Origin of the sequence: Metapseudomonas resinovorans (assembly GCF_002003485.1) — a bacterium.
GTDB lineage: Bacteria > Pseudomonadota > Gammaproteobacteria > Pseudomonadales > Pseudomonadaceae > Metapseudomonas > Metapseudomonas resinovorans_D.
Window position 1 is genome coordinate 1 of record NZ_BDMA01000065.1, and the last position, 25,347, is coordinate 25,347.

A 25,347-nucleotide genomic window follows, 5' to 3' on the forward strand; every position below is an offset into this window, starting at 1 on the left:
TGAGGTCTGGAGGTTAGCCTGATAGGTGTAAACCTATTTCAGGACTAGACATGGATCACACGCTCAGCAGCCAGTCGTAATCAACGATCAGCGGCGCATGCTGCGAGAAGCGCGGCTGGCGCGGCAGCTTGGCGCCCTTCACGAAGCGGCGCAGCCCCGGGGTCAGCACCTGATAGTCGAAGCGCCAGCCAAGGTTGAGCATCTCGGCTTGCTCGCTGTCCGGCCACCAGCTGAACTGGTCGCCTTCGCGGCTGACTTCGCGCAGGGCATCGACGTAGCCCATGTTGCCGAACACCTCGTCCATCCACGCACGCTCGGGCGCCAGGAAACCGGGGATCTGCTGGCAATCGCGCCAGTTCTTCACATCCAGCTTCTGGTGGGCGACGTACAGCGAGCCGCAGTAGATGTATTCGCGACGCTTGCGGCGCTGCTTGTTGAGGTAATGAGTGAGGTCGTCCATGAACTTGAACTTATGGTTCAGGTTCTCGTCCCCGCCTTGCCCGGATGGCAGCAGCAGGGTGGCGATGCTCACTTTGTCGAAATCTGCCTGCAGGTAGCGTCCGTACCGATCGCAGGACTCGAAACCGAGTCCCCAGATAACCGCCTTGGGTTGCAACCGCGAATAGAGCGCCACGCCACCTTGGGCTGGCACTTCGGCATCGCCGGCATAGAGGAAATAACCATCCAGTTGGAAGGCAGGGTCGTCCAGGTCGAAGGCGGAGGCACGGGTGTCTTGCAGGCAGATCACGTCGGCATTCTGAGCTTGCAGCCAGCTGAGGAGACCTCGCTCGGCTGCCGCTTGAATACCATTCACGTTCACACTGATGATCCGCATAAATGGCCCCCAAAAACACGTGCGTGTATGATACCCGAGCTCTTTCTATTTAGCTAAATCCGTGCCGTCCGAGGCTTTTCATGCAGGCGTATCAGCGCGATTTCATTCGCTTTGCCATCGAGCGCGGAGTTCTGCGTTTCGGTGAGTTCACTCTCAAATCTGGTCGTACCAGCCCCTACTTCTTCAACGCCGGCCTGTTCAACAGCGGCCTGGCCCTTGCCCAGCTCGGCCGATTCTATGCGGCTGCGGTGGTCGACAGCGGCATTCCTTTCGATGTGCTGTTCGGTCCGGCCTACAAGGGCATTCCGCTGGCTGCGGCTACTGCCGTGGCCCTGGCCGAACATCATCAGATCGACACCCCGTGGTGTTTCAATCGCAAGGAAGCGAAGGATCATGGCGAAGGCGGCACCCTGGTCGGCGCCCCCCTTTCCGGTCGCGTGCTGATCATCGATGACGTGATCACCGCCGGCACCGCGATCCGCGAAGTGATGCAAATCATCCAGGCCCAGGACGCCCAGGCAGCCGGTGTGCTGATCGCATTGAATCGCCAGGAACGCGGTCAGGGCGAACTCTCGGCTATACAGGAAGTAGAGCGCGACTTCGGCATGCCGGTCATCAGCATCGTATCCCTGGAGCAAGTACTGGAGTACCTGGCCGGTGACGCGGAGCTGAAGAAGCACCTGCCAGCCGTGGAAACCTATCGCGCCAACTTCGGTATCTGACCATTCGGGACTGGGAGTCCTCATGCTGAAGTCGCCTGCATTCCGCTACAGCCTGGCGCTGGTTCTGCTGCTGCCGGCGCTGGTCGGCGCGGCCGAGCTGTATCGCTACGTCGATGACAAGGGCGTGACCGTCCTGGATCGTCAGGGCGTTCCGCCGGAATACATCGGCAAGGGCTATGAAGTGCTCAACGAGCAGGGGCGGGTCATTCGCGTGATCCCGCCCGCGCCGAGCCGTGAGGAAATGCAGCGTCAGCTCGACGCCAAGGCCCGCGCCAGTTCCGATGCCCAGTTGCTGCGTCTCTATACCAGCGTCGAGGACGTCGACCGCGCCCTGGGACGCAAGCTCGCCGAGCTGGATGGGATGATTGGCGTTGCCCGTGGCAACCAGCAGTCGCTGCGCACCCAGCAGGCCAACCTGCAGAGCCAGGCTGCGGAAAGCGAGCGGGCCGGACGTGAAGTGCCGGCCCACCTGGTGGAGCAGATCAACAACCTGCGCGACCAGCAGAAAGGCCTTGATACGGATATCGCCCGCTACGAGAAGAGCCGCGAAGCCGCCAAGGCCGCATTCGCTGCCGATCGTGCACGCCTGGCCGAACTGCTCGGCGGGATTCGCTGACGCGCCTCAGTCGGCCGGTGCGATTCGCTCGAAACCCCGCACCCTTTCCCTCAGCCAGTCCGGCAACCGCAGGCTCTTGCGATTGTCGGCGTCGGCATGCACGTAAACCACCTCGCCTGAGGTGAGCTGGTCGACTCCACGCCAGATACCCAGCTCGAAGGCCATGCTCGCGCCACCCAGGCGGCTGACCCGCACGCCGATATCCAGCAGGTCGTCGAAGCGCGCTGGCGCCAGGTATTCGAGCAACGTCTTCACCGCGAAGAAGTCGCCCCCGTCCTTCAGCAGGTCGGCGGGGTAAGCCACCTCCAGATTCCGGAAATACTCGGTGATGGTGACGTCGGCGTAGGTCAGGTAGTTGCCATTGAAGACGATGCCTTGCGGGTCGACTTCGGCCCAGCGCACGCGCAGGGGGTGGAAGAAGCTGAAGTCATCACGGGACAGCTTGGCCATTTCTGCTCCTTGAAAAAGAACAGGCCGGATCACTCCGGCCTGTCTGGGTTTCGCTCCGCTCAGTGACGCTTGCGGTTGGTGATCAGGGTGCCGACACCGCTGTCGGTGAAGATCTCCAGCAGCACCGCATGGGGCACGCGGCCATCAATGATGTGCGCGGCATTCACGCCGCCCTGCACCGCATCCAGGGCGCAGCGGATCTTCGGCAGCATGCCGCCGTAGATGGTGCCATCGGCGATCAGGTCGTTGACCTGCTCGGTGGACAGGCCGGTGAGCACCTGGCCCTGCTTGTCCATCAGGCCGGCGATGTTGGTCAGCAGCATCAGCTTCTCGGCCTTCAGCGCTTCGGCCACCTTGCCGGCTACCAGGTCGGCGTTGATGTTGTACGACTCGCCGTTGGCGCCGACACCGATCGGGGCGATCACCGGAATGAAGTCGCCCTTCACCAGCATGTTCAGCAGGTCGGTATTGACGCTGGCGACCTCGCCCACGTGGCCGATGTCGATGATTTCCGGCTGGGTCATCTCCGGGGTCTGGCGGGTGACGGTGAGCTTCTTCGCGCGAATCAGCTCAGCGTCCTTGCCGGTCAGGCCGATGGCGCTGCCGCCGTGGCGGTTGATCAGGTTGACGATGTCCTTGTTCACCTGGCCGCCGAGGACCATTTCCACCACATCCATGGTCTGCGCGTCGGTCACGCGCATGCCGTCGACGAAGTGGCTTTCGATGGACAGGCGCTTGAGCAGGTCACCGATCTGCGGGCCGCCGCCGTGCACCACCACGGGGTTGATGCCGACTGCCTTCATCAGCACTACGTCGCGGGCGAAGCTGGCCTTCAGCTCGTCGCTTTCCATGGCGTTGCCGCCGTACTTGACCACCAGGGTCTTGCCGACGAAGCGGCGGATATAGGGCAGCGCTTCGGACAGGACCTGGGCGACGTGGGAAGCAGCGTCAAGGCTGAGGGTCATGCTGGGCTCCAGTGAAACGGATCAGAACGGCAGGTTGAGTTCAGGGGCGATGAGGGTGAGCTGGCTGCGGAACACCTGCTTGATGCGCTCCAGCTCTTCCTCGGTGTCGGCCTCGAAGCGCAGCACCAGCACGGGAGTCGTGTTGGAGGCGCGGCACAGGCCCCAGCCCTTCGGATAATCGACACGCACGCCATCGAGGGTGGTGAGGTTGGCTTCGCCCCAATTGGCCTCGCGCTGCAGGCGCTCGATCAGGTGGAACTTGCTCTCGTCGGTGACGGTGATGTTGATTTCCGGAGTGGAGACGTCTTTGGGGAAGGCCGAGAACACATGTTCGGCATCACGCTTGTCCTGGCTGAGGATTTCCAGCAGGCGCGCAGCGCTGTAGATGCCGTCGTCGAAGCCGTACCAGCGCTCCTTGAAGAAGATGTGGCCGCTCATTTCGCCAGCCAGCAGGGCGCCGGTTTCCTTCATCTTTTTCTTGATCAGCGAGTGGCCGGTTTTCCACATCACCGGACGGCCGCCGTAGCCGCTGATGAGGGAGGTGAGGCGGCGGGTGCACTTGACGTCGAAGATGATGTCGGCGCCCGGGTTGCGCGATACCACGTCTTTGGCGAACAGCATCAGCAGGCGGTCCGGGTAGATGATGGTGCCTTCGTTGGTCACCACGCCGACACGGTCGCCGTCGCCGTCGAAGGCCAGGCCCAGGTCGGCCTTCTCTTCTTTCACCTTGGCGATCAGGTCTTCCAGGTTCTCCGGCTTGCCCGGGTCCGGATGGTGGTTCGGGAAGGTGCCGTCGACGTCGCAGAACAGCGGGATCACGGTGCAGCCCAGGGCTTCGATCAGCTGCGGGGCGATCACGCCGGCGACGCCGTTGCCGCAGTCCACCACCACTTTCATGGGCTTGGCCAGGGCGATGTCGTCGCGGATTTCGCGGAAGTAGCGGTCCAGCACGTCGACCGCTTCAATGCTGCCGACGCCGCTGGCCAGGTCGTTGTTCTGGATGCGGGTGTGCAGGGCGGTGATCTGTTCGTTGGCCAGGGTTTCGCCGGCGACCATGATCTTGAAGCCGTTGTAGTCCGGCGGGTTGTGGCTGCCGGTGAGCATCACGCCGGACTTACCAGCCAGGACGTTGGCGGCGTAGTAGAGCGCCGGAGTCGGCACCATGCCGACGTCGGTGACCTGGCAGCCGCAATCCATCAGGCCCTGGATCAGCGCCTGGACCAGCTCGGGGCCGGACAGGCGACCGTCGCGGCCGACCGAAACGCAGGGTTCGCCGCGAGCCAGGCTCTCGGAGCCGATGGCGCGACCTACCCAGTAGGCGGTTTCTGTGGTGAGGGTATCGCCGACCACGCCGCGGATGTCATAGGCGCGGAAAATGCTGGCGGGCAGGGGGGGAGCGATCTGTTCGATGCTGGTCATGGCGGGGGCTTGCTCCAATCCCAGGAGGTCCTGGTCTTCGTCGAGGATGTCGATATCGAGAATGTCGGTATCTTGGAAAAGCGGGTCGGCCGATTCGGTCGGTCGGGCGGATGCCGGGGCAACGTGGTTGCCGGCGGGCGCCTGGACCAGGCCATTGTCCGGCGCCGGCTCGGGTTTGCGCCTGGGTTGGCGGGCTAGCGCTTGGGCCAGGCTGTCCAGCGCCGGCAGGCGCAGACTGAAGGCTTTGACGCTCTTGCCGTTCGAGAGTTCTTGCAATAGCTGATTGAGCTGCTGGGCGTCATCGCGCAGCTTGCGCTGCAGGGCGCCCTGGCTGAGTTTCAGGCCGAACACAGCGCCGCCGAGGGCGAGCAGGGCGGCCAGGGCCAGCAGCAGGGGCGAGAAGCTGGTCTGGGTCAGGGTCTGGCCGGGCGTGAAGCTGAGCTTCCAGTTCGGATTGCCGCTGTCCAGGGCGATGGGCGCGGCGCCGCCGGGCTGGCCGCGTTGGGCGAGGACCTGGGCCGGGGAATTGCTGAATTGCTGGGTCAGCTGCAACTGGCCGATATCCGCCGATACTGTCGGCAGGCTGCGCAGCAGTCGGTCCAGGTCGAACACCAGCAGCAGGGTGCCCTGGGAGACGCTTTGTTCATTCAGGCGCAGCGGCGCGGCGCTGTAGACCAGCCAGCGCTCCCCCACCTTGTAGGCTTCCGGGCTGGGTTGCTGGCCATTTTCCAGGCGCCGCAGCATGTCGAGCGCAGCGAAGTTCATCGGCGCGGCACGCTGGCTGTTCTGCTGGGCCTGCCCGGGCAGGTTGAGGTGGGCATCGACCACGCCGTCGCGATAGCCCAGTCCGCGTTCGGCCGCCAGCAACTGGCCAGCGTCGCCACCGGTGAGGGCGGTGATCAGGCTGGGGTCATGGGCGGCGGCACTGGTATCGGCCTGCAGTTGGGCGATGGCCTGGCGCAGGGTAGCGGCCTGACTACCGCCCCAGGCCTGGCCGAGCTGGTCGATCCGGGCCTGCTCGGCAGGGCCGAGGACACCGAACCAGAGCAGTGCTCCGGCTGCGGCGATACCCGTGAGGGCGGCGAGCGCACCGGGGAGCAGGTCGTCAGAGCTCTTGCGAACGGCCCGGGAGTCGGCCGGCCGGATGGCCGCTCCATTGGGGGCGGCGTCCTTGCTGCTGCGCTTGAAGAGTTTCACTGAACGTCTCCTGGGCGGTTCGTCCTGGTGTGGTTCTGTCAGTGGCTGCCGGTGTGACCGAACCCGCCGGCACCGCGTTCGCTTTCGTGGAACTCGTCGACCAGTTCGAAGTGCGCCTGGACCACGGGCACCAGTACCAGCTGGGCGATGCGTTCGCCAATGGCGATGCGGAAGGCGGTCTGGCCGCGGTTCCAGCAGGACACCATCAGCTCGCCCTGGTAGTCGGAGTCGATCAGGCCCACGAGGTTCCCGAGGACTACGCCGTGCTTGTGGCCAAGGCCGGAGCGCGGCAGGACCAGTGCGGCCAGGCCCGGGTCGGCGATGTGGATCGACAGGCCGGTGGGAATCAGGATGGTCTGGCCCGGCTCGAGGACGACTTCTTCCTTGAGCATGGCACGCAGGTCGAGGCCGGCGGAGCCTGGGGTGGCGTATTGCGGCAGCGGGAATTCGCTGCCGAGACGGGAATCGAGGATCTTGGCTTGCAGTGAGTGCATGGAGTCTCAGGCCTGGTTGAGGCGGTCGGCGATGAAGGCGATCAGCTGGCGGGCGATCTTGCCCTTGCTGGTCTGGGCGAAGCTGGATTGGGCCAGGTCACGGTCGATGACGGTGATGGCGTTCTCCTCGCTGTTGAAGCCAATGCTCGGGTTGGCCACGTCATTGGCGACGATGAGGTCGAGGTTCTTGTCCTTGAGCTTGCGCGAAGCGTACTCGAGCAGGTTCTCGGTCTCGGCGGCGAAGCCCACGCTGAAGGGGCGGTCGGCGCGGCCGGCGAGCGTCGCGAGGATATCGGGGTTGCGTACCAGCTGCAGTAGCAGGCCCTCGCCACTGGTCGGGTCTTTCTTCATTTTGTGCTGTGCAACCACTTCCGGGCGGTAATCAGCCACAGCGGCGGCGGCGATCAACAGGTCGCAGGGCATGGCCGCTTCACAGGCGGCGAGCATGTCGCGGGCGCTGACGACGTCGATGCGGTTGACCCGATCCGGCGTAGGCAGATGTACCGGGCCGGTGATCAGGGTCACCTTGGCGCCGGCTTCAACGGCGGCCTCGGCCAGGGCGAAGCCCATCTTTCCAGAGCTGTGGTTGGTGATGTAGCGCACCGGGTCGATGTTTTCCTGGGTCGGGCCGGCGGTGATCAGCACGTGGCGTCCGGTCAGTGCCCGGTGTTCGAAGCAATCGGCAGCACATTGGGCCAATTCCTCGGCTTCGAGCATGCGGCCCAGGCCGATGTCGCCACAGGCCTGGCTGCCGGCAGCCGGGCCGAACAGGCGCAGTCCGCGTTTGGCGAGGATTTCCAGATTGGCCTGGGTAGCCGGATCGCGCCACATGGCCTGGTTCATCGCGGGAGCGAGGGCAACCGGGGCATCGGTGGCGAGCACCAGGGTGGTCAGCAGGTCATCCGCGACGCCTTGCGCCAGGCGTGCCATCAGGTCGGCCGTAGCCGGCGCGATCAGCACCAGGTCGGCCCAGCGAGCCAGCTCGATATGCCCCATTGCCGCTTCGGCGGCGGAGTCGAGCAGTTCGAGGTGAACGGGATGCCCGGAGAGGGCCTGGAGGGTCAGCGGGGTGATGAACTCGCGGCCACCCTGGGTCATTACCACGCGGACCTCGGCGCCCTGGTCGCGCAGTCGGCGAACCAGTTCAGCGCTCTTGTAGGCGGCAATGCCGCCGCCCACGCCCAGAAGGATGCGTTTCCGATAGAGCCGCTGCATAGGCCTGCCTTTATGAGGTTGAAGATGTGCTGCGGCGAAGGCGCCTCCCCAGGCCGATCGTCGCGCAAAAAAGGTGGGTTAAGATAGCACAGCGCCCGCACTGGAACAGCGGCGCGGCTCAACCATGGAGGTGTCATGAGCATCCGCAATTGGCCCGCGGCGGAGCGTCCGCGGGAGAAGCTTCTTGAACTGGGTGCGGCGGCCCTGAGCGACGCCGAGCTCCTCGCCATTTTCCTGCGAACCGGGGTGGCTGGCCGCAGTGCCGTCGATCTGGCGCGCCACCTGCTGAACGACTTCGGCAGCCTACGTGCCTTGCTGGAGGCCGAACTGCAGGAGTTCAGCCAGCACCTCGGTCTGGGGCCGGCCAAGTTCGCCCAGTTGCAGGCGGTGTTGGAGATGTCCCGTCGCCACCTGGCCGAAGGGCTGCGTCGCGACTCGGCGCTGGAAAGTCCCCAGGCGGTGCGCGATTTCCTCAAGGCTCAGTTGCGCCATTCCCATCACGAGCAGTTCGCGTGCCTGTTCCTCGACGCCAAGCACCGGGTGCTGGCCTTCGAAGTCCTGTTCCACGGCACCATCGATGGCGCCAGCGTCTATCCCCGTCAGGTGGTCAAGCGCGCGCTGGCGCACAACGCGGCAGCGCTGATCCTCAGCCACAACCATCCGTCCGGGGTCGCCGAGCCCAGCGAAGCCGATCGTCAGCTGACCCGGCGTCTCAAGGAGGCGCTGGCGCTGATCGACGTGCGTGTGCTCGACCACTTCATCGTGGGGGATGGTGAGCCGCTGTCGATGGCCGAGCGGGGCTGGGTCTAGTCCAGCTTCACCTTCGAGAAATCCTGCCGGCCGAAGGGGCTGACCTGATAACCCTCGACGTTCGAACGGGTCAGGGCGAAGGCCGTGGGATGGGCCAGGGGTAGCCAGAGTGCCTGCTCGCGGATGATCTGCTGTGCCTTTGTATAAAGGCTGGTGCGCTCGGCCGGGTCGGTGTGGCTCTTGCCGTCGGCGATCAGCTTGTCGAGCCCGGCGTCGCAGTAGCGTGCGAAGTTGAGCCCGGATTGCACCGAGGCGCAGGAAAACTGCGGGGTGAGGAAGTTGTCCGGGTCGCCGTTGTCGCCGGCCCAGCCCATGAACAGCAGGTCGTGCTCGCCGGCCTTGGCGCGACGGATCAGCTCGCCCCATTCGATCACGCGGATCTCGGCCTGAATGCCCACCTTGGCCAGGTCGGCCTGGAGCAGTTGGGCGCCCAGGCTCGGGTTTGGGTTGAGCAGGCTGCCGGAGGGGCGGGTCCAGATGGTGGTCTTGAATCCGTCCTTCAGGCCCGCCTGGGCCAGCAGGGTCTTGGCTTTCTGCAGGTCGTGCGGGTAAGCCGGCAGGTCCTTGGCGTAGCTCCAGGTGTTCGGCGGGTAGGGGCCATCGGCCGCGGTGGCGCTGCCTTCGAATACGGCCTTGATGTAGCTCGGCTTGTCGAAGGCGAGGTTGATCGCCTGGCGGACTTCAGGCTTGTCCAGCGGCGGATGCTGGCTGTTGATGCCGACGAAGGCAGTCATGAAGGCGGGGGTCTGGATCACCTTGATGCTCTTGTCGCTGGCTGCCGACTGCACGTCCAGGGGCTTGGGCGACAGGGCGACCTGGCATTCGCCGCGACGCAGCTTCTGCAGGCGCACATTGGCGTCGGGGGTGATGGCGAAGATCAGGCCATCGACGCCCGGTTTGCCGCCGAAGTAGTCGGGGTTGGCGGCGTAGCGAACAGCGGCGTCCTTCTGGAAGCGGCGGAAGATGAAGGGGCCGGTGCCGATGGGTTGGGCATTGAGCTTTTCGGGCGTGCCCGCCTTCATCAACTGGTCGGCATATTCGGCCGAATAGATAGAGGCGAAGCCCATGCTCAGGGTGGCGAGGAAGGTGGAGTCCGGCTTGTTGAGGGTAAAGCGCACCTGCCGGTCGTCCAGCTTGTCGATGCTCTTTATGAGGCCCGGCAGCTGCATGGACTGGGCATGGGGGAACCCGCTTTGCGCGACCTTGTGCCAGGGGTTGGCCGGGTCGAGCATGCGCTGGAAGCTGAACACCACGTCGTCAGCAGCCAGCGCGCGGCTTGGCTTGAAGTAGTCGGTCGAGTGGAAGGCCACGCCCTGGCGCAGCTGGAAGGTGTAGGTCAACCCGTCCGCGGAGACGTCCCAGCGTTCGGCCAGCCCCGATACCAGCTTGCTGTCTTGTGCGTCGAATTCCACCAGGCGGTTCATCAGCACATCGGCGGAGGCATTGGTGGTGGTCAGGGAGTTGTACTGCACCACGTCGAACCCCTCTGGGCTGGCCTCGGTGCAGACGCTCAATGTGGCGGCCTGGGCAAACAGCGGGGCGAACAGCAGCGGGAGGGCAGCGAAACGCATGGCAAGCTCCTTTGCATGAGAGGGCGGGCCCGCGGCGGGCCAAAGGCCTTACCCTAGACCAAGCAAGGGCGGCGGACAATGCGCGCGGGCGACGAGCGGTTGCCTCGCCAGAGCCCCCTTGGTGCAGCGGCGCGGGTATGATTGCGGCTTCTCGGGGCCTGTGGGTAAAACGCTACGGCCCTTGCTGCACTAGGGCCTTTCTGATATAAAGCAGCGCTCTTTTCTGGGGGCCCGGTCTTTCGCAGTCACAATGCGGCCGGTAAGACCCCGACGAGACGGGCGTTCAAGCGCCCAAAAATGTGAGAGTTCAAGCGGCCAACCCATGCCGGGTTGGGCATGTGGTTTAGAGGGCTGAGTCATGTCGAGAGTCTGTCAAGTAACCGGTAAGGGTCCGGCTACTGGGAACAACATTTCCCACGCAAACAACAAAACCCGTCGTCGTTTCCTGCCGAACCTGCAGCACCATCGCTTCTGGGTCGAGTCCGAGAAGCGCTTTGTACGTCTGCGCGTTTCCGCCAAGGGTATGCGTGTCATCGACAAGCGCGGCATCGACGTAGTTCTGTCTGAACTGCGCGCTCGCGGCGAAAAGGTTTAAGGAGCTAATCATGCGTGAACTGATCCGTTTGGTGTCCAGTGCCGGTACCGGCCACTTCTACACCACCGACAAGAACAAGCGCACCACTCCCGACAAGATCGAAATCAAGAAATTCGATCCGGTCGTGCGTAAGCATGTGATGTACAAGGAAGCCAAGATCAAGTAATTGATCCGGCCCTTGTCGAGAAAGCCCGCCTAGTGCGGGCTTTTTCATGCCTGTGATTTGCTGCCGGCGGATTGGCTTCGGGCTACAGACCTGGCTTGTGGGGGCGAATTCATTCGCTAAGGGCGGCGAAGCCGACCCAGTGAGGGGCAGAGGGCAGGCCTGCGGCCTGCTCAGCGATTGAAATCGCCCCCACAGAAAAAACAATCCTTGGCTTTTGCCCATAAAAAAGCCCGCCAATGGCGGGCTGAAGGGTGACAAGCATTGGACAGGGCAGGCTTAGCCGGCAGCCTGCTCGAAAATCACGTAGACCTTGCGGCAAGGCTCGAGCACTTCCCAGGTGCCGGAGAAGCCGGCCGGGATGACGAAGCGATCGCCGGCGCGTACGGTCTTGGCGTTGCCGTCCGCATCACGGATGACCGACACGCCCTGAAGAATCTCGCAGTACTCGTGCTCGCTGTAGCTCACGGTCCAGTGACCCACGGCGCCTTCCCAGATACCCACATTGAACTGGCCGCACGGACTGCCGTAGTGGTTGCGCACGCTCTGCTCGGGATCGCCCTTGAGGATCTTCTCGGGGGCCGGACGGTAGTGCTCCGGTGCGGTGGTGGCCTGGGCGAAGTCGACGATCTGCTGGATGTTCATTGTGCGGTCCTTGTTCAGACGGCCTTGCGGATGGAGTCGGCGAGCTTGCCGACGAGAATGTCGATCTGTTCCTTTTCCACGATCAGCGGTGGCGACATGGCGATGGTGTCGCCGGTGACGCGGACCATCAGGTCGTCGTGGAAGCACTGCTCGAACACCTGGAAGCCGCGCTTGCCGACGCCTTCGGCGCTCGGGGCGAGCTGGACGCCGCCGACCAGGCCGACTGCGCGAATGTCGATCACGTTGGGCAGGTCACGCAGGCTGAGCAGTGCGTCCTGCCAGTAGCCTTCCAGTTCAACGGCGCGCTCGAACAGGCGCTCGCCCTGGTAGATGTCCAGGGTTGCCAGGGCGGCGGCGCAAGCCACCGGGTGGCCGGAGTAGGTATAGCCGTGGAAGAACTCGATGGCACTTTCCGGGCCGTGCATGAAGGCCTGGTAAATCTCCTCGGCGACGAACACTGCGCCCATGGGAATGGCGCCGTTGGTCAGGCCTTTGGCGCAAGTGATGATGTCCGGGGTGACGCCCCAGCGCTGGGCGGCGAAGGCTTGGCCGACGCGGCCGAAGCCGGTGATGACTTCGTCGAAGATCAATAGGATGCCGTGCTTGCGGGTGATGTCGCGCAGGCGCTGCAGGTAGCCCACCGGAGGCAGGATCACGCCAGCCGAGCCGGACATGGGTTCGACGATCACGGCGGCTATGTTCTCGGCGCCATGCAGGGTCACCAGGCGCTCCAGCTCGTCGGCCTTCTCGATGCCGAACTCCGGCAGGCCACGGCTGAAGGCATTGCGCTGGATGTCCAGGGTGTGTGGCAGGTGATCGACGTTAGGCAGCAGGGCAGGGAAGGCCTTGCGGTTGTTGACCATACCACCTACCGAAATGCCGCCGAACCCTACCCCGTGGTAACCCAGCTCGCGGCCGATCAGGCGGGTGCGGGTGCCCTGGCCGATGGCGCGCTGGTAGGCGAGGGCGATCTTCAGCGCCGTATCCGCCGACTCCGAACCGGAGTTGGTGAAGAACACCTTGCTGAGACCTTTGGGGGCGATATCGGCCAGGCGTTCAGCCAGCTCGAAGGGCAGGGGATGCCCCATCTGGAAGGTCGGTGCGAAATCCAGCTTGGCGATCTGCTTGCTCACCGCCTCGGTGATCTCGCGGCGACCGTGGCCGGCGTTGCAGCACCAGAGCCCGGCGGTGCCATCGAGGACCTGGTGGCCATCGGTGCTGGTGAAGTACATCCCTTCGGCACTTTCCAGCAGGCGCGGTTTGGCCTTGAACTGGCGGTTGGCGGTGAAAGGCATCCAGAAGTCGTCCAGGCTGTTGGATATTCTGCCCGGTTGAGGTGCGAAGGCGTTTGTCATTGTGACCACCAGGGAAGGCGAGGTGAGGTGTTGTAATGATTTTGGCGGAGTCTATGTTTAATATAACGAACATGACAAGGGCGTTTGGCCGCCAACTGTAAAATATATTGAAAAGGCTAGTCTCTCTGGTTTAGGGTTGCGAGGATGGCCAGATGTAGGTTGGCCTTGCAGAATTTTTGACAGTGCATGCCTGAGCTGGCGGCACTCTTCTAATAAGAGGAAAGCTCCGATGACCACCCTGACCCGTGCAGACTGGGAACAACGCGCCAAGTCCGTGCAGATCGAGACCCGCGCCTTCATCCATGGCGAATACACCAACGCCGTTTCCGGCGAGACCTTCGATTGCATCAGCCCGGTCGATGGTCGTCTGCTGGGCAAGGTCGCCAGCTGCGATCTGGCCGACGCCGAGTTGGCAGTGAAGGATGCCCGCGCCGTGTTCGAGTCCGGTGTGTGGTCGCGCCTGGCGCCGGTCAAGCGCAAAGAAGTGATGATTCGTTTCGCCGACCTGATCGACGCCCACGCCGAAGAGCTGGCCCTGCTGGAAACCCTGGATATGGGCAAGCCGATCAGTGACTCCCTGAGCGTCGACGTCCCGTCCGCATCCCGCGCCATCCGTTGGAGCGGCGAGGCCATCGACAAGATCTACGACGAAGTGGCGGCCACCCCGCACAACGAACTGGGCCTGGTGACCCGTGAGCCGGTAGGCGTTGTCGCTGCCATCGTGCCGTGGAACTTCCCGCTGCTGATGACCTGCTGGAAGCTCGGCCCGGCACTGTCCACCGGCAACTCGCTGGTGCTGAAACCCTCCGAGAAGTCGCCGCTGACCGCTATTCGCCTGGGCCAGCTGGCCATCGAAGCCGGTATCCCGGCGGGTGTGCTGAACGTACTGCCGGGCTTCGGCCACACCGTGGGCAAGGCCCTGGCCCTGCACATGGACGTCGACACCCTGGTGTTCACCGGCTCCACCAAGATCGCCAAGCAACTGATGATCTACGCCGGCGAATCCAACATGAAGCGCGTCTGGCTGGAAGCCGGCGGCAAGAGCCCGAACATCGTCTTCGCCGACGCCCCTGACCTGCAGGCCGCCGCCGAAGCCGCGGCTGGTGCCATCGCCTTCAACCAGGGCGAAGTCTGCACCGCCGGTTCGCGCCTGCTGGTGGAGCGCTCCATCAAGGACAAGTTCGTGCCCATGGTGGTCGAGGCGATCAAGGCCTGGAAACCGGGCAACCCGCTGGACCCGGCAACCAACGTCGGTGCCCTGGTGGATACCACCCAGATGAACAACGTGCTGTCCTACATCCAGGCCGGCCATGACGACGGCGCCAAGCTGGTGGCCGGTGGCAAGCGCGTGCTGGAAGAAACCGGCGGCACCTACGTCGAGCCGACCATCTTCGACGGCGTGAGCAACGCCATGCGCATCGCCAAGGAAGAGATCTTCGGCCCGGTGCTCTCGGTCATCGCCTTCGACAGCGAAGAAGAAGCCGTCGCTATCGCCAACGACACCATCTACGGCCTGGCCGCAGCGGTATGGACCAACAACCTGTCCCGCGCTCACCTGGTCGGCAAGGCCCTGCGCGCCGGCAGCGTCTGGATCAACCAGTACGACGGCGGCGACATGACCGCCCCCTTCGGCGGCTTCAAGCAGTCCGGCAACGGTCGCGACAAGTCCCTGCACGCCTTCGACAAGTACACCGAGCTGAAATCCACCTGGATCAAGCTCTGACAGTACATTGAGGTCCGCCCCTCTAAATCGAGGGGCCGGCTCTACGAGCCACGCCTGCGGCCGGGTTTCCAGTAATGGAGCCCGGCCGTTTTTGCTTTGCCCGACAAGGAAAGGGAGGACATCGGCGATGCGTTGGGGAACCTATTTCGCGGTGTGCGGCGCGGTCATCAGCATCGGCCTCGCCCTGGGCGTGACCATGCCGTTGGTGTCGCTGCGGCTGGAGAGCTGGGGCTATGACAGCTTCGCCATCGGCGTGATGGCGGCGACCCCGGCGGTAGGTGTGTTGCTCGGTGCTGTGATCGCCGGGCGCCTGGCAGCACGGTTCGGCACCACGACCCTGATGCAGCTCTGTCTGCTGGTGGGCGCGTTGTCCGTGGGCTTGCTGGCGCTGGTGCAGGTTTATCCCGTCTGGTTGTTGCTGCGGTTGTTGATCGGTGTCGCCCTGACGGTGGTGTTCATCCTCGGCGAAAGCTGGATCAACCAATTGGCAGTGGAAGAGTGGCGCGGCCGCCTGGTTGCTCTCTATGGCACCGGCTACGCCCTGAGCCAACTGTCTGGCCCATTGCTGCTTGCGGCACTCGGCACCGGCAACGATCTCGGTTTCTGGACCGGCACCGGGCTGCTGGTGGGTGGTTCGCTGCTATTGCTCGGCCGTACCGGCGCCCCCAGCGTCGATGCTCATAGTGCCTCGGGTCGCGGACTCTGGTCCTTCTGCACGCGCCTGCCGACCATTGCCTGGGCAGTCGTACTGTTCGCCGCCTTTGAAGCGATGATGCTGACCTTGCTGCCGATCTACGGCCTGCGCCAGGGATTCACCCAGGAAGTGGCCCTGTTGATGGCCAGCGTCGTGGTGGTGGGTGATGCCGCACTGCAGCTGCCCATTGGCTGGCTGGCAGATCGGATGTCCCGCCTCAGCCTGTTCCGCATCTGTGGCGTCGCGCTGCTGGCGAGTAGCCTGGCCATTCCGCTATTGCTTCATACACTGCTGATCTGGCCGATCTGGGTGCTGTTCGGAGCCAGCGCGGGAGGACTCTTCACCCTGGCGCTGATCCTGATCGGCGAACGCTATCGGGATGACGAGCTGGTACGGGCCAACGCCCATATCGCCCAGCTCTGGGGGGTCGGCTGCCTGATCGGGCCTCTGGTAACTGGCGCCGCAAGCCAGTGGATAAGTGGCCATGCGTTGCCGCTGATGATGGCCCTGGGGGCTGCAGGATTCGTTTGGCTGGCTTGGACCCGCGACCTGTTCGATGACAACGCGGAGGTGGTTGGCGATCAGGGATAGAGCATGGGCGTGGGTTGCGGACCTTGGCGAATGATGTTGCCAGGACGCCAAGATTGAGGGTGAAACCGCGTAGGGTGCGCTGCGCGCACCGAAACGTCCGCGCGGATTTGCCGGTGCGCACGGCGCACCCTACGGGGCTGGGAGTGGCGCAATCGTAGGGTGGAAATCCGCGTGGCGGATCTCCACAGAGGGGGTATCAGGCGATCCCCACCGCTTCCTTCATCCGGTACCAGAGCATCCCGAGGGCCAGCAGCGGCGAGCGCAGGTGGCGGCCGCCCGGGAAGGTGATATGCGGGACCTTGGAGAAGATATCGAAGCCGTTGCTCTGCTCGCCGCAGATGGCCTCGGCCAGCAATTGGCCAGCCAGGTGGGTGGCGTTCACGCCGTGACCGGAATAGGCCTGGGCGAAGTAGACATTGGGCTGGTCAGGCAGCTTGCCGATCTGCGGTAGACGGTTGGCGCCGATGCCGATCATGCCGCCCCACTGGTAATCGATGCGCAGGTTCTCCAGTTGCGGGAATACCTTGAGCATCTTCGGTCGCATGTAGGCGGCGATGTCCGCCGGGTCGCGCCCCGAATAGTGGCAAGCACCGCCGAACAGCAGGCGGTTGTCGGCGGAGAGCCGGTAGTAATCCAGCGCCACGCGCTGGTCGCAGACCGCCATGTTCTGCGGCAGCAATTCACGGGCGAGTTCGGCCGACAGTGGTTCGGTGGCAATCACGTAGCTGCCGGCGGGCAGCACCTTGCCGCCGAGGGTGGCGTTGAGGTTATTCATGTACGCGTTGCAACCCAGCACGAGGGTCTTGGCGCGGACGTGTCCACGGGCGGTATGCACCTTCACTTCGGGGCCGTAGTCGATGCGGGTGACCGCGGAATGCTCGAACAGGCGCACGCCGAGGGATTGCGCGGCAGCGGCCTCGCCCAGGGCGAGGTTCAGCGGATGCAGGTGACCGGAACCCATGTCGATCAAGCCGCCAACGTAGCGGTCCGAGCCGACCACGCTGCGCATCTCGTTGGCTTGCAGCAGGCGCATCTCATGGCGGTAGCCGAGGCCTTTCAGCTCTTCCATGTCTTCCGCGAAGCCGGCAAGGTCGTGCGGCTTGTTGGCGAGGTCGCAGTAGCCCCAGGTCAGGTCGCAGTCGATGGAGAACTCCTCGACGCGGCGCCGGACGATCTCCACCGCTTCCAGACCCATGAGCTTGAGTGAGCGTACGCCTTCGGCGCCGATTACCGACTCGAACTGCTCGACGCCATGGCCGACGCCACGAATCAGCTGCCCACCATTGCGCCCGCTGGCGCCCCAGCCGATCTGGCGGGATTCCAGCAACACCACGGAGCGACCGCGCTTGGCCAGTTCGATCGCCGTGTTCAGCCCGGAGTAACCACCACCGACAATGCACACGTCGGCCACCTCCTCTCCCGCCAGGGGCGGGTAATCGATGCGCCGATTGGCGGTCGCTGCGTAATAGGAGGGGGCGTGGTGTTCGGTATGCACCGGGATGCGAACGCGGGCGTTCATGTGCGAAATCCTGATTTTGTTGTTTGGAAAATTTTACGCCCGGGCAGGATAAGGCGAACCCCCGAGCGGTGCCAAGGGGTTCGGAACGCTCGTAACAAATCAGTCGGGGATCGGCAGGTTCAGTGACTCTTTCACTTCTTCCATGACGATGTAGGACTTGGATTCACGCACGTGAGGCAGCTTCAGCAGGATGTCGCCGAGCAGCTTGCGGTAGGAGGCCATCTCGTTGATTCGGGCTTTCACCAGGTAGTCGAAATCGCCCGAGACAAGGTGACATTCGAGAACATGGGGCAGCTTGAGTACGGCGCGGCGGAAGTCTTCGAAGGTGTCGCCGGACTTGTAGTCCAGGCTGATCTCGACGAATACCAGCAGGCTGGCCTTCAGGTGCTGCGGGTTCAGCCGCGCGTTGTAGCCGAGGATGATGCCCTCGCGCTCCAGGCGGCGCACACGCTCGGTGCAGGGCGTAGTGGAAAGCCCCACGCGTTCGCCCAGCTCGGTGAAGGAGATCCGGCCGTCTTCCTGCAGGATTCGTAAAATATTCCGGTCTATCTTGTCCAGTTCACGACGGGATTGATGCTGGGTGCGCATGGTGGATGCCCCTCCGCTGAAGCGCATTCTGCCGAGAATTATCGCCAAATATGGCTATCTATATAGTGAATATCACTGCGTTTGTCTCCCTATACTTCGCGTCAACGACGCTCAAAATAACAAACGCAGCGGAATCCCCGTTGCGAATGGAGACAGACATGCGAGTGATGGTCCTTGGCAGTGGTGTGATCGGTACGACTAGCGCCTATTACCTGGCCCAAGCGGGGTTCGAGGTGGTCGTGGTCGACCGCCAGAACGCCGTGGCCATGGAAACCAGCTTCGCCAACGCTGGCCAGGTTTCCCCCGGTTACGCATCGCCCTGGGCTGCGCCCGGCGTGCCGCTGAAGGCCGTCAAATGGATGCTGCAGCAGCACGCGCCGCTGGCCATCCGCACCACCAGCGACATCGACCAGTACCTGTGGATGACGCAGATGTTGCGCAACTGCACCGCCGCCCGCTATGCGGTGAACAAGGAGCGCATGGTGCGTCTGTCCGAGTACAGCCGCGACTGCCTCGACGAGCTCCGCGCTGAAACCGGCATCAGCTACGAAGGCCGCGCGCTCGGTACCACCCAACTGTTCCGCACCCAGGCCCAGGTAGACGCCGCGGCCAAGGACATCGCCGTGCTCGAAGCATCCGGCGTGCCCTACGAATTGCTCGACCGTGACGGCATCGCCCGCGTCGAACCGGCCCTGGCCAACGTCAAGCACAAGCTCGCCGGCGCCCTGCGCCTGCCCAACGACCAGACCGGCGACTGCCAGATGTTCACCACCCGCCTCGCCGAGATGGCGGAGAAGCTGGGCGTGGAATTCCGCTTCGGCCAGAACATCGAAGGTCTGGACTTCGCCGGCGACCGTATCAATGGCGTGTGGATCGATGGCAAGCTGGAAACCGCAGACCGCTACGTCCTGGCGCTCGGCAGCTACACCCCGCAAATGCTCAAGCCGCTGGGCATCAAGGCCCCGGTCTATCCGCTCAAGGGTTATTCGCTGACCGTGCCGATCACCAATCCGGCCATGGCTCCGACTTCGACCATTCTCGACGAGACCTACAAGGTCGCCATCACTCGCTTCGACAAGCGCATCCGCGTGGGCGGCATGGCCGAGATCACCGGTTTCAACCTGGACCTGAATCCGGCTCGCCGCGACACCCTGGAAATGATCACCGCCGACCTCTATCCGGAAGGTGGCGATCTGTCCCAGGCGAGCTTCTGGACCGGCCTGCGCCCGGCGACTCCGGACGGCACCCCGATCGTGGGCGCCACTCCGTTCCGCAACCTGTTCCTCAATACCGGCCACGGCACCCTGGGTTGGACCATGGCCTGCGGCTCCGGCCGCCTGCTGGCGGACCTGATGGCGCGCAAGCGTCCGCAGATCAGCGCAGAAGGCCTGGACATCTTCCGCTACGGCAATTCCAAAGAGACCCCGAGCAATGTCAATCCAGCGCCTGCGCACTGAAACCCGCTACAGCGAAATTGTCATCCACAACGGCACGGTCTACCTGGCCGGCCAACTGGATGAGAAGCACAGCGCAGGTGTCGGCCAGCAGACTCGCGAAACCCTGGCCGCCATTGACGCGCTGCTGGACGAGGCCGGTACCGACAGGAGTCGCATCCTGTCGGTAACCATCTACCTGAAGGACATGGAGGCGGACTACGCCGCGATGAACGCGGTGTGGGATGCCTGGGTGCCGAAGGGCGCCGCTCCGGCCCGTGCCTGCGTCGAGGCGAAGATGTACTCGCCCGATGTGCTGGTGGAAATGACGGTCGTCGCCGCTCTTCCCTAAGTTTCTTGCTCAGCCCGGCGTTCGCGCCGGGTTTTTTCCACCCGATCAATTAGAAGAAGCCCTCGCCATGCGTCCCGCCCGTGCCCTGATCGATCTAGAAGCCTTGCGCCACAACTACCGCCTCGCTCGCGAAGTCAGCGGCGCCAAGGCGCTCGCCGTGGTCAAGGCGGATGCTTACGGCCATGGCGCGGTGCGCTGCGCCCAGGCACTGGAATCCGAGGCCAACGGCTTCGCCGTGGCCTGCATCGAGGAAGCGCTGCAATTGCGCGCGGCGGGCATCCGCAAGCCGATCCTGCTGCTGGAAGGGTTCTTCGAGGCCGATGAGCTGGAGCTGATCCAGGAACACGATTTCTGGACCGTGGTGCACTCCAGCTGGCAGCTGGAAGCCATCGAGCGCGCCAATCTGCACAAGCCGCTGAGCGTCTGGCTCAAGCTGGATTCGGGCATGCACCGCGTTGGTCTGCATCCGGCTGAGTACCGTGATGCCTGGCAGCGCCTGCAGGCGAGTGGAAAGGTCGAGAAGATCGTATTGATGAGCCACTTCGCCCGCGCCGATGAGCTGGATTGCAGCAGCAGCGTCGAGCAGGTGGCGGTATTCGAGCAGGCCCGCGCCGGACTCGAGGCCGAGGTCAGCCTGCGCAACTCGCCGGCCGTGCTGGGTTGGCCGCAGGTGCCGAGCGATTGGGTGCGCCCCGGCATCATGCTCTACGGCGCGACTCCCTTTGAGCAGCCCAACGCCCTGGCGGAGCGCCTGAAACCGGTGATGACCCTCGAATCGAAGATCATCAGCGTACGTGAACTGCCGGCTGGTCAGCCGGTTGGCTATGGCGCGAAGTTCGTCACCGAGCGCCCGACTCGCGTCGGCGTCGTCGCCATGGGATACGCCGATGGTTATCCGCGCCACGCGCCCACCGGGACTCCGGTGAGCATCGACGGGCAGCCGAGCCGCCTGATTGGCCGGGTCTCCATGGACATGCTCACGGTCGACCTCACCGATCTGCCCGATGCAGGTTTGGGCAGCCGAGTCGAACTCTGGGGCAAGGAGGTTCTGGCCAGTGACGTGGCGGCTCATGCCGGCACCATTCCCTATCAGATCTTCTGCAACCTGCGCCGCGTACCGCTCGTCTACAGCGGATCCTGATTCTTCGGTGAAGTGATCGGTATCTTGATCATTTCGCCGATATTCAATGCGTTTTCTCCGACGTTCTCCGGGGCTCACCTGGAGAGGGCAAAGTTCGTCCCGGATCCACAGCCGAAGTGTTGTAAATACTGAACGCTGTTGCCATGATACGGCGACCGTGACTACCCCTGATCCCCAAGGAGGATCCCGCCATTGGACGTCGGCGTTCGACTGCAAGCCATCCGTAAGCTGAAAGGCCTGTCCCAGCGTGAGCTCGCCAAGCGCGCGGGAGTCACCAACAGCACGATTTCCATGATCGAGAAGAACAGTGTCAGCCCTTCAATCAGCTCGCTGAAGAAGGTGCTGGGGGGCATTCCCATGTCGCTGGTGGAGTTCTTCTCCCTTGATCTCGAGCAGGAAAACCAGGTCCAGGTGGTTTATCGGGCATCCGAACTCACCGATATCTGCAGCGGTGCCATCACCATGAAGCTGGTGGGCAAGGCCCATCCGAGCCGCGCCCTGGCCTTCCTCGACGAGACCTATCCGCCGGGTTCCGACACCGGCGACGAGATGTACGCCCATGATGGCGAAGAGGCCGGCATGCTGGTGGAAGGCCGCCTGGAGCTGACCATCGGCAGCGAGGTGTACGTCCTCGAGCCTGGCGACAGCTACTACTTCGAAAGCAGCAAGCCGCACCGCTTCCGCAATCCCTTCGATGCCCCGGCACGCCTGATCAGCGCGACCACGCCGGCGAACTTCTGAATTCCATAACCGCCACGGACATTTCCCTGCGACAAGTTGGGTTGTTTCAGCGTGGCGGACTAACCGTATATACTTGCGCCCGCTCGCGAAACCGTGGCCGCGGGCGATACTAGCCACGATGAGGGTGTAAGGGTGAACCTAATCAAGAAGATGCTGGCGGCCCATGCTGCCGTATTGGCCCTGTGGGCTGTTAGCGCCCAGGCCGCGACCGACGACGCCATTGCCGAGCGCATCAAGCCGGTGGGCGAGGTCTGCGTCCAGGGTCAGGAATGCAAAGGTGTTGGCGCCGTAGCAGCCGCTGCTGGCGGCGGTGCGCGTACGCCGGACGACATCATTGCCAAGCACTGTGGTGCCTGCCACACCGCTGGCGTTCTCGGCGCGCCGAAGATTGGCGATGCCGCTGCCTGGAAAGAGCGTGCTGACCACCAGGGCGGCCTCGACGGCATCCTGGCCAAGGCCATCACCGGCATCAACAGCATGCCGCCGAAGGGCACCTGCGCTGACTGCACCGATGATGAGCTGAAAGGCGCCATCAAGAAGATGTCCGGCCTGTAATAGCGCCGCCATCGACGAAAAAGCCGCCCAAGGGCGGCTTTTTTGTGTCTGCTCGCTGCGACCTGTTGTCGCAGCCAGGGGTGCTGTGGGAGCGAATTCATTCGCGATTGAAATCGCTCCCACACCATGACGAGTCGCTTGCGTGGCCGGCCGAACTCAGCCCTGTAGGTTGGGTAGAGCGAAGCGAAACCCAACATTCGACCCTGCATTGTTGGGTCTCGTACCTCGACCCAACCTACGGCAGGACTTCGTCCTGCTTGGCGAATGAATTCGCCCCTACAGCATCTCGGGTCGTTCGCGGATCAGTCGACGAAGGTGACCTTGCCGTCGGAAAGCGATGCGACGCGTGCGAGGGACTCGATCCGGTAGCCTTCGCTTTCCAGCAATGCACGGCCTTCCTGGAAGGACTTCTCGATCACGATGCCGATACCGGCAACGCTGGCGCCAGCTTGCTGGATCAGGTCGATCAGCGCCTTGGCGGCGTGGCCGTTGGCGAGGAAGTCGTCGATCACCAGTACGTTGTCGGCTGCAGTCAGGTGCTTGGCCGAGATGGCGATGGTGCTCTCGGTCTGCTTGGTGAAGGAGAACACCTTGGAGATCAGCAAATCGTTCTTCAGGGTTAGCGACTGGAACTTGCGGGCGAAGATCACCGGCACGCCCAGTTCCAGGCCGGCCATCACCGCCGGAGCGATGCCGGAGGCTTCGATGGTGACGATCTTGGTGATGCCCTGGCCCTTGAAGCGTTCGGCGAACTCATGGCCCACCTGCTGCATCAGGCGCGGATCGATCTGGTGGTTGAGAAAGGCGTCGACCTTCAGTACCTGCTCGGACAGTACGATGCCTTCTTCACGAATCTTCTGTTTCAGCGCTTCCACGCCTGTACCCTCATATGTGTATGCCCGGTCTTTCGCCGGGGTGTCTTCTGATTACGATTTCTTCAGCATGGCACGGATGTCCGACAGGGCTGTGTTGCCGCGCGCGGCCTTCACCTCCACTGGCGCGTCGTCCATGCCTTCCCATTCCAGGTCTTCCTGGGGCAGTTCCTCGAGGAAGCGACTGGGGGAGCAATCGATGATCTCGCCGTACTGCTTGCGCTTGGCGGCGAAGGTCATGGCCAGGTTCTGCCGCGCGCGGGTGATGCCCACGTAGGCCAGACGGCGTTCCTCTTCGATGGTGTCGGCTTCGATGCTGGAGCGGTGGGGAAGGATGTCCTCCTCCACGCCCATGATGAAGACGTAGGGAAACTCCAGGCCCTTGGAGGCGTGCAGGGTCATCATCTGCACACCATCCGCGCCTTCCTCTTCCTCCTGCTGGCGCTCGAGCATGTCGCGCAGCACCAGCTTGGCGATGGCTTCCTCGATGGTCATGCCGCCTTCTTCGTCGCGCTCCAGCGTGTTCTTCAGCGCGTCGACGAGGAACCAGACGTTGCCCATGCGGAACTCGGCGACCTTGTCGCTGGAGGCGTTCTGGCGGATCCAGTTTTCGTAGTCGATGTCCATCACCATGCTGCGCAGGGCGGCGATGGGATCGTTCTGCGCGCATTGCTGGCGCACGCCATCGATGAAGCGCTTGAAGCGCTGCAGGCGCTCGGTGAAGCGGCTGTCGAGATGCTCGGACAGACCCATCTCGTCGCACGCGGCGAACATCGAGACGCCGCGCTCGGTGGCGTAATTGCCGAGCTTCTCCAGGGTCGTCGAACCGATTTCCCGGCGCGGGACGTTGATCACGCGGAGGAAGGCGTTGTCGTCGTCCGGGTTCACCAGCAGGCGGAAGTAGGACATCAGGTCCTTTACTTCCTGGCGGCCGAAGAAGCTGGTGCCGCCGGACAGCCGATAGGGAATCTGATGGTGCTGGAGCTTGAGCTCCATCAGCTTGGCCTGATGGTTGCCCCGGTAGAGGATGGCGAACTCGCTGTATGGCCGCTGGGTGCGCAGGTGCAGGGTGAGAATTTCCATGGCGATGCGCTCAGCCTCGGCATCCTCGTTGCGGCAACGGATCACCCGGATCGGGTCGCCCACGCCCATCTCGCTCCACAGCTGCTTCTCGAACACGTGGGGGTTGTTGGCGATGAGGATGTTCGCGCATTTGAGAATGCGGCTGGTGGAGCGGTAGTTCTGCTCCAGCATCACCACTTTCAGCGAAGGGAAGTCTTCCTTCAGCTGCATCAGGTTTTCCGGCCGCGCACCGCGCCAGGCGTAGATCGACTGGTCATCGTCGCCGACCACGGTGAACTGCGCGCGATGCTGTACCAGCAGCTTCACCAGCAGATATTGGCTGGCGTTGGTGTCCTGGTACTCGTCCACCAGCATGTAGCGCACGCGGTTCTGCCACTTTTCCAGGATGTCGGGGTTGTCCTGGAACAGCTTCACCGGCAGCAGGATCAGGTCGTCGAAGTCCACCGCGTTGTACGCCTTGAGCGTGCGCTGGTAGTGCAGGTAGACGACGGCGGCGGTCTGCTCCTTCGGGTTGCGCGCCTTGGCCAGCGCCTCCTCCGGCAGGATCAGGTCATTCTTCCAGTTGCCGATGTAGCCCTTGATCTCGTCGACGCCATCATCCCCGGCATATTCCTTCTGCATGATGTCGGTCAGCAGCGCCTTGATGTCCGACTCGTCGAAGATCGAGAACCCGGGCTTGAAGCCCAGGCGCGCGTGTTCCTTGCGGATGATGTTCAGGCCGAGGTTGTGGAAGGTGGAGACGGTAAGGCCCTTGCCTTCGCTGCCACGCAGCAGGGTGCTGACGCGCTCTTTCATTTCGCGCGCGGCCTTGTTGGTGAAGGTCACCGCGACGATATACTGCGCGCGGATTCCGCACTGCTGCACCAGGTAGGCGATCTTGCGGGTGATCACGCTGGTCTTGCCGGAGCCGGCGCCGGCGAGCACCAGAAGCGGACCACCGACGTAGTTCACGGCTTCCTGCTGCCGGGGATTGAGTCGGGACATGCTGGGGCTTGAGAAAGCG

25 protein-coding genes are annotated in these 25,347 nt (G+C 63.5%); 12 read left to right on the forward strand and 13 right to left on the reverse strand.

What is annotated here, in order from left to right; all coding sequences use genetic code 11:
* Positions 1 to 55: 55 nt before the first annotated feature.
* The gene (locus MnOB_RS17645) at positions 56 to 835 is read right to left on the reverse strand and encodes an exodeoxyribonuclease III (RefSeq protein ID WP_077525532.1); all 780 of its coding nucleotides are present in this window, start codon (positions 833 to 835) and stop codon (positions 56 to 58) included.
* 80 nt (positions 836 to 915) lie between these two features.
* Here MnOB_RS17645 and pyrE point away from each other — a divergent pair, with 80 nt between their 5' ends.
* Positions 916 to 1,557 (forward strand): orotate phosphoribosyltransferase, encoded by a 642-nt coding sequence (gene pyrE / locus MnOB_RS17650; RefSeq protein ID WP_077525533.1) that lies wholly within the window; start codon positions 916 to 918, stop codon positions 1,555 to 1,557.
* Positions 1,558 to 1,579: 22 nt separating this feature from the next.
* Complete coding sequence (locus tag MnOB_RS17655; protein WP_107504100.1) at positions 1,580 to 2,173, forward strand: DUF4124 domain-containing protein; 594 nt, start codon at positions 1,580 to 1,582, stop codon at positions 2,171 to 2,173.
* A 6-nt stretch (positions 2,174 to 2,179) separates the two neighbouring features.
* Here the strand turns inward: MnOB_RS17655 and MnOB_RS17660 are convergent, their stop codons facing one another.
* The 5 genes from MnOB_RS17660 to coaBC all read right to left on the reverse strand — a co-directional run bounded on the left by MnOB_RS17660 (position 2,180) and on the right by coaBC (position 7,913).
* Positions 2,180 to 2,623 carry an acyl-CoA thioesterase gene (locus MnOB_RS17660; RefSeq protein ID WP_077525534.1) on the reverse strand — a complete coding sequence of 148 codons (444 nt, stop codon included), beginning with the start codon at positions 2,621 to 2,623 and terminating at the stop codon, positions 2,180 to 2,182.
* A 59-nt stretch (positions 2,624 to 2,682) separates the two neighbouring features.
* Positions 2,683 to 3,588 (reverse strand): acetylglutamate kinase, encoded by a 906-nt coding sequence (gene argB, locus MnOB_RS17665; RefSeq protein WP_028626893.1) that lies wholly within the window; start codon positions 3,586 to 3,588, stop codon positions 2,683 to 2,685.
* Positions 3,589 to 3,609: 21 nt separating this feature from the next.
* Complete coding sequence (gene algC, locus MnOB_RS29055) at positions 3,610 to 5,007, reverse strand: phosphomannomutase/phosphoglucomutase (protein ID WP_199824550.1); 1,398 nt, start codon at positions 5,005 to 5,007, stop codon at positions 3,610 to 3,612.
* A 1,235-nt stretch (positions 5,008 to 6,242) separates the two neighbouring features.
* Positions 6,243 to 6,698: a dUTP diphosphatase gene (gene dut, locus MnOB_RS17675; RefSeq protein ID WP_077525536.1), complete on the reverse strand. Its 456-nt coding sequence runs from the start codon at positions 6,696 to 6,698 to the stop codon at positions 6,243 to 6,245.
* 6 nt (positions 6,699 to 6,704) lie between these two features.
* On the reverse strand, positions 6,705 to 7,913 hold the full coding sequence (gene coaBC / locus MnOB_RS17680) for a bifunctional phosphopantothenoylcysteine decarboxylase/phosphopantothenate--cysteine ligase CoaBC (protein ID WP_077525537.1): 1,209 nt from the start codon (positions 7,911 to 7,913) through the stop codon (positions 6,705 to 6,707).
* A 135-nt stretch (positions 7,914 to 8,048) separates the two neighbouring features.
* Between coaBC and radC the strand changes: the two genes are divergently transcribed.
* Positions 8,049 to 8,723, forward strand: a complete 675-nt coding sequence (gene radC, locus MnOB_RS17685) for a RadC family protein (RefSeq protein ID WP_077525538.1) — start codon at positions 8,049 to 8,051, stop codon at positions 8,721 to 8,723.
* Here the strand turns inward: radC and MnOB_RS17690 are convergent.
* Positions 8,720 to 10,294, reverse strand: coding sequence for an ABC transporter substrate-binding protein (locus MnOB_RS17690; RefSeq protein WP_077525539.1), 1,575 nt, complete (start codon positions 10,292 to 10,294; stop codon positions 8,720 to 8,722). The genes radC and MnOB_RS17690 overlap by 4 nt on opposite strands.
* 358 nt (positions 10,295 to 10,652) lie before the next feature.
* Between MnOB_RS17690 and rpmB the strand changes: the two genes are divergently transcribed.
* Both rpmB and rpmG read left to right on the forward strand, forming a co-directional pair.
* Positions 10,653 to 10,889: a 50S ribosomal protein L28 gene (rpmB, locus tag MnOB_RS17695; RefSeq protein WP_077525540.1), complete on the forward strand. Its 237-nt coding sequence runs from the start codon at positions 10,653 to 10,655 to the stop codon at positions 10,887 to 10,889.
* Positions 10,890 to 10,899: 10 nt separating this feature from the next.
* Positions 10,900 to 11,055 carry a 50S ribosomal protein L33 gene (gene rpmG, locus MnOB_RS17700; protein WP_003464575.1) on the forward strand — a complete coding sequence of 52 codons (156 nt, stop codon included), beginning with the start codon at positions 10,900 to 10,902 and terminating at the stop codon, positions 11,053 to 11,055.
* Positions 11,056 to 11,331: 276 nt separating this feature from the next.
* Here the strand turns inward: rpmG and MnOB_RS17705 are convergent, their stop codons facing one another.
* Together MnOB_RS17705 and aptA are read right to left on the reverse strand one after the other, a co-directional pair.
* A complete protein-coding gene (locus tag MnOB_RS17705; RefSeq protein WP_077525541.1) occupies positions 11,332 to 11,697 on the reverse strand; it encodes a cupin domain-containing protein in 366 nt (121 codons plus the stop codon).
* Between the two features lie 14 nt (positions 11,698 to 11,711).
* Entirely contained in the window at positions 11,712 to 13,052 is a 1,341-nt protein-coding gene (aptA, locus tag MnOB_RS17710) for an omega-aminotransferase AptA (RefSeq protein WP_077525542.1), read from the reverse strand.
* A 229-nt stretch (positions 13,053 to 13,281) separates the two neighbouring features.
* Between aptA and MnOB_RS17715 the strand changes: the two genes are divergently transcribed.
* A complete protein-coding gene (locus MnOB_RS17715) occupies positions 13,282 to 14,775 on the forward strand; it encodes an aldehyde dehydrogenase (protein WP_077525543.1) in 1,494 nt (497 codons plus the stop codon).
* A 127-nt stretch (positions 14,776 to 14,902) separates the two neighbouring features.
* Positions 14,903 to 16,060 carry an MFS transporter gene (locus tag MnOB_RS17720; protein WP_077525544.1) on the forward strand — a complete coding sequence of 386 codons (1,158 nt, stop codon included), beginning with the start codon at positions 14,903 to 14,905 and terminating at the stop codon, positions 16,058 to 16,060.
* Between the two features lie 196 nt (positions 16,061 to 16,256).
* On the opposite strand, the gene MnOB_RS17725 is transcribed toward MnOB_RS17720, so the two are convergent.
* Positions 16,257 to 17,579, reverse strand: coding sequence for an NAD(P)/FAD-dependent oxidoreductase (locus tag MnOB_RS17725; protein ID WP_077525545.1), 1,323 nt, complete (start codon positions 17,577 to 17,579; stop codon positions 16,257 to 16,259).
* Positions 17,580 to 17,678: 99 nt separating this feature from the next.
* A complete protein-coding gene (locus tag MnOB_RS17730; protein WP_016495366.1) occupies positions 17,679 to 18,167 on the reverse strand; it encodes a winged helix-turn-helix transcriptional regulator in 489 nt (162 codons plus the stop codon).
* A 158-nt stretch (positions 18,168 to 18,325) separates the two neighbouring features.
* On the opposite strand from MnOB_RS17730, the gene dadA reads away from it, so the two are divergent.
* The 5 genes from dadA to MnOB_RS17755 all read left to right on the forward strand — a co-directional run bounded on the left by dadA (position 18,326) and on the right by MnOB_RS17755 (position 22,389).
* Entirely contained in the window at positions 18,326 to 19,624 is a 1,299-nt protein-coding gene (gene dadA / locus MnOB_RS17735) for a D-amino acid dehydrogenase (protein WP_077525546.1), read from the forward strand.
* Positions 19,599 to 19,952 carry a RidA family protein gene (locus MnOB_RS17740; protein ID WP_077525547.1) on the forward strand — a complete coding sequence of 118 codons (354 nt, stop codon included), beginning with the start codon at positions 19,599 to 19,601 and terminating at the stop codon, positions 19,950 to 19,952. Before dadA ends, MnOB_RS17740 begins: the two co-directional genes overlap by 26 nt.
* A 67-nt stretch (positions 19,953 to 20,019) precedes the next feature.
* Complete coding sequence (alr, locus tag MnOB_RS17745) at positions 20,020 to 21,093, forward strand: alanine racemase (RefSeq protein WP_077525548.1); 1,074 nt, start codon at positions 20,020 to 20,022, stop codon at positions 21,091 to 21,093.
* Positions 21,094 to 21,285: 192 nt separating this feature from the next.
* Positions 21,286 to 21,834 carry a cupin domain-containing protein gene (locus MnOB_RS17750; protein ID WP_077525549.1) on the forward strand — a complete coding sequence of 183 codons (549 nt, stop codon included), beginning with the start codon at positions 21,286 to 21,288 and terminating at the stop codon, positions 21,832 to 21,834.
* 132 nt (positions 21,835 to 21,966) lie between these two features.
* Positions 21,967 to 22,389, forward strand: a complete 423-nt coding sequence (locus tag MnOB_RS17755) for a c-type cytochrome (RefSeq protein WP_077525550.1) — start codon at positions 21,967 to 21,969, stop codon at positions 22,387 to 22,389.
* Between the two features lie 302 nt (positions 22,390 to 22,691).
* On the opposite strand, the gene MnOB_RS17760 is transcribed toward MnOB_RS17755, so the two are convergent.
* Complete coding sequence (locus tag MnOB_RS17760) at positions 22,692 to 23,264, reverse strand: xanthine phosphoribosyltransferase (protein ID WP_077525551.1); 573 nt, start codon at positions 23,262 to 23,264, stop codon at positions 22,692 to 22,694.
* A 51-nt stretch (positions 23,265 to 23,315) separates the two neighbouring features.
* The gene (rep, locus tag MnOB_RS17765; RefSeq protein ID WP_077525552.1) at positions 23,316 to 25,328 is read right to left on the reverse strand and encodes a DNA helicase Rep; all 2,013 of its coding nucleotides are present in this window, start codon (positions 25,326 to 25,328) and stop codon (positions 23,316 to 23,318) included.
* Between the last annotated feature and the right edge of the window lie 19 nt (positions 25,329 to 25,347).

Excerpts from the sequence above, each read along its gene's own strand:
- MnOB_RS17645 (WP_077525532.1), bottom strand. The coding sequence starts at position 835 with ATGCGGATCATCAGTGTGAACGTGAATGGTATTCAAGCGGCAGCCGAG.
- pyrE (WP_077525533.1), top strand. The coding sequence starts at position 916 with ATGCAGGCGTATCAGCGCGATTTCATTCGCTTTGCCATCGAGCGCGGA.
- MnOB_RS17655 (WP_107504100.1), top strand. The coding sequence starts at position 1,580 with ATGCTGAAGTCGCCTGCATTCCGCTACAGCCTGGCGCTGGTTCTGCTG.
- MnOB_RS17660 (WP_077525534.1), bottom strand. The coding sequence starts at position 2,623 with ATGGCCAAGCTGTCCCGTGATGACTTCAGCTTCTTCCACCCCCTGCGC.
- argB (WP_028626893.1), bottom strand. The coding sequence starts at position 3,588 with ATGACCCTCAGCCTTGACGCTGCTTCCCACGTCGCCCAGGTCCTGTCC.
- algC (WP_199824550.1), bottom strand. The coding sequence starts at position 5,007 with ATGACCAGCATCGAACAGATCGCTCCCCCCCTGCCCGCCAGCATTTTC.
- dut (WP_077525536.1), bottom strand. The coding sequence starts at position 6,698 with ATGCACTCACTGCAAGCCAAGATCCTCGATTCCCGTCTCGGCAGCGAA.
- coaBC (WP_077525537.1), bottom strand. The coding sequence starts at position 7,913 with ATGCAGCGGCTCTATCGGAAACGCATCCTTCTGGGCGTGGGCGGCGGC.
- radC (WP_077525538.1), top strand. The coding sequence starts at position 8,049 with ATGAGCATCCGCAATTGGCCCGCGGCGGAGCGTCCGCGGGAGAAGCTT.
- MnOB_RS17690 (WP_077525539.1), bottom strand. The coding sequence starts at position 10,294 with ATGCGTTTCGCTGCCCTCCCGCTGCTGTTCGCCCCGCTGTTTGCCCAG.
- rpmB (WP_077525540.1), top strand. The coding sequence starts at position 10,653 with ATGTCGAGAGTCTGTCAAGTAACCGGTAAGGGTCCGGCTACTGGGAAC.
- rpmG (WP_003464575.1), top strand. The coding sequence starts at position 10,900 with ATGCGTGAACTGATCCGTTTGGTGTCCAGTGCCGGTACCGGCCACTTC.
- MnOB_RS17705 (WP_077525541.1), bottom strand. The coding sequence starts at position 11,697 with ATGAACATCCAGCAGATCGTCGACTTCGCCCAGGCCACCACCGCACCG.
- aptA (WP_077525542.1), bottom strand. The coding sequence starts at position 13,052 with ATGACAAACGCCTTCGCACCTCAACCGGGCAGAATATCCAACAGCCTG.
- MnOB_RS17715 (WP_077525543.1), top strand. The coding sequence starts at position 13,282 with ATGACCACCCTGACCCGTGCAGACTGGGAACAACGCGCCAAGTCCGTG.
- MnOB_RS17720 (WP_077525544.1), top strand. The coding sequence starts at position 14,903 with ATGCGTTGGGGAACCTATTTCGCGGTGTGCGGCGCGGTCATCAGCATC.
- MnOB_RS17725 (WP_077525545.1), bottom strand. The coding sequence starts at position 17,579 with ATGAACGCCCGCGTTCGCATCCCGGTGCATACCGAACACCACGCCCCC.
- MnOB_RS17730 (WP_016495366.1), bottom strand. The coding sequence starts at position 18,167 with ATGCGCACCCAGCATCAATCCCGTCGTGAACTGGACAAGATAGACCGG.
- dadA (WP_077525546.1), top strand. The coding sequence starts at position 18,326 with ATGCGAGTGATGGTCCTTGGCAGTGGTGTGATCGGTACGACTAGCGCC.
- MnOB_RS17740 (WP_077525547.1), top strand. The coding sequence starts at position 19,599 with ATGTCAATCCAGCGCCTGCGCACTGAAACCCGCTACAGCGAAATTGTC.
- alr (WP_077525548.1), top strand. The coding sequence starts at position 20,020 with ATGCGTCCCGCCCGTGCCCTGATCGATCTAGAAGCCTTGCGCCACAAC.
- rep (WP_077525552.1), bottom strand. The coding sequence starts at position 25,328 with ATGTCCCGACTCAATCCCCGGCAGCAGGAAGCCGTGAACTACGTCGGT.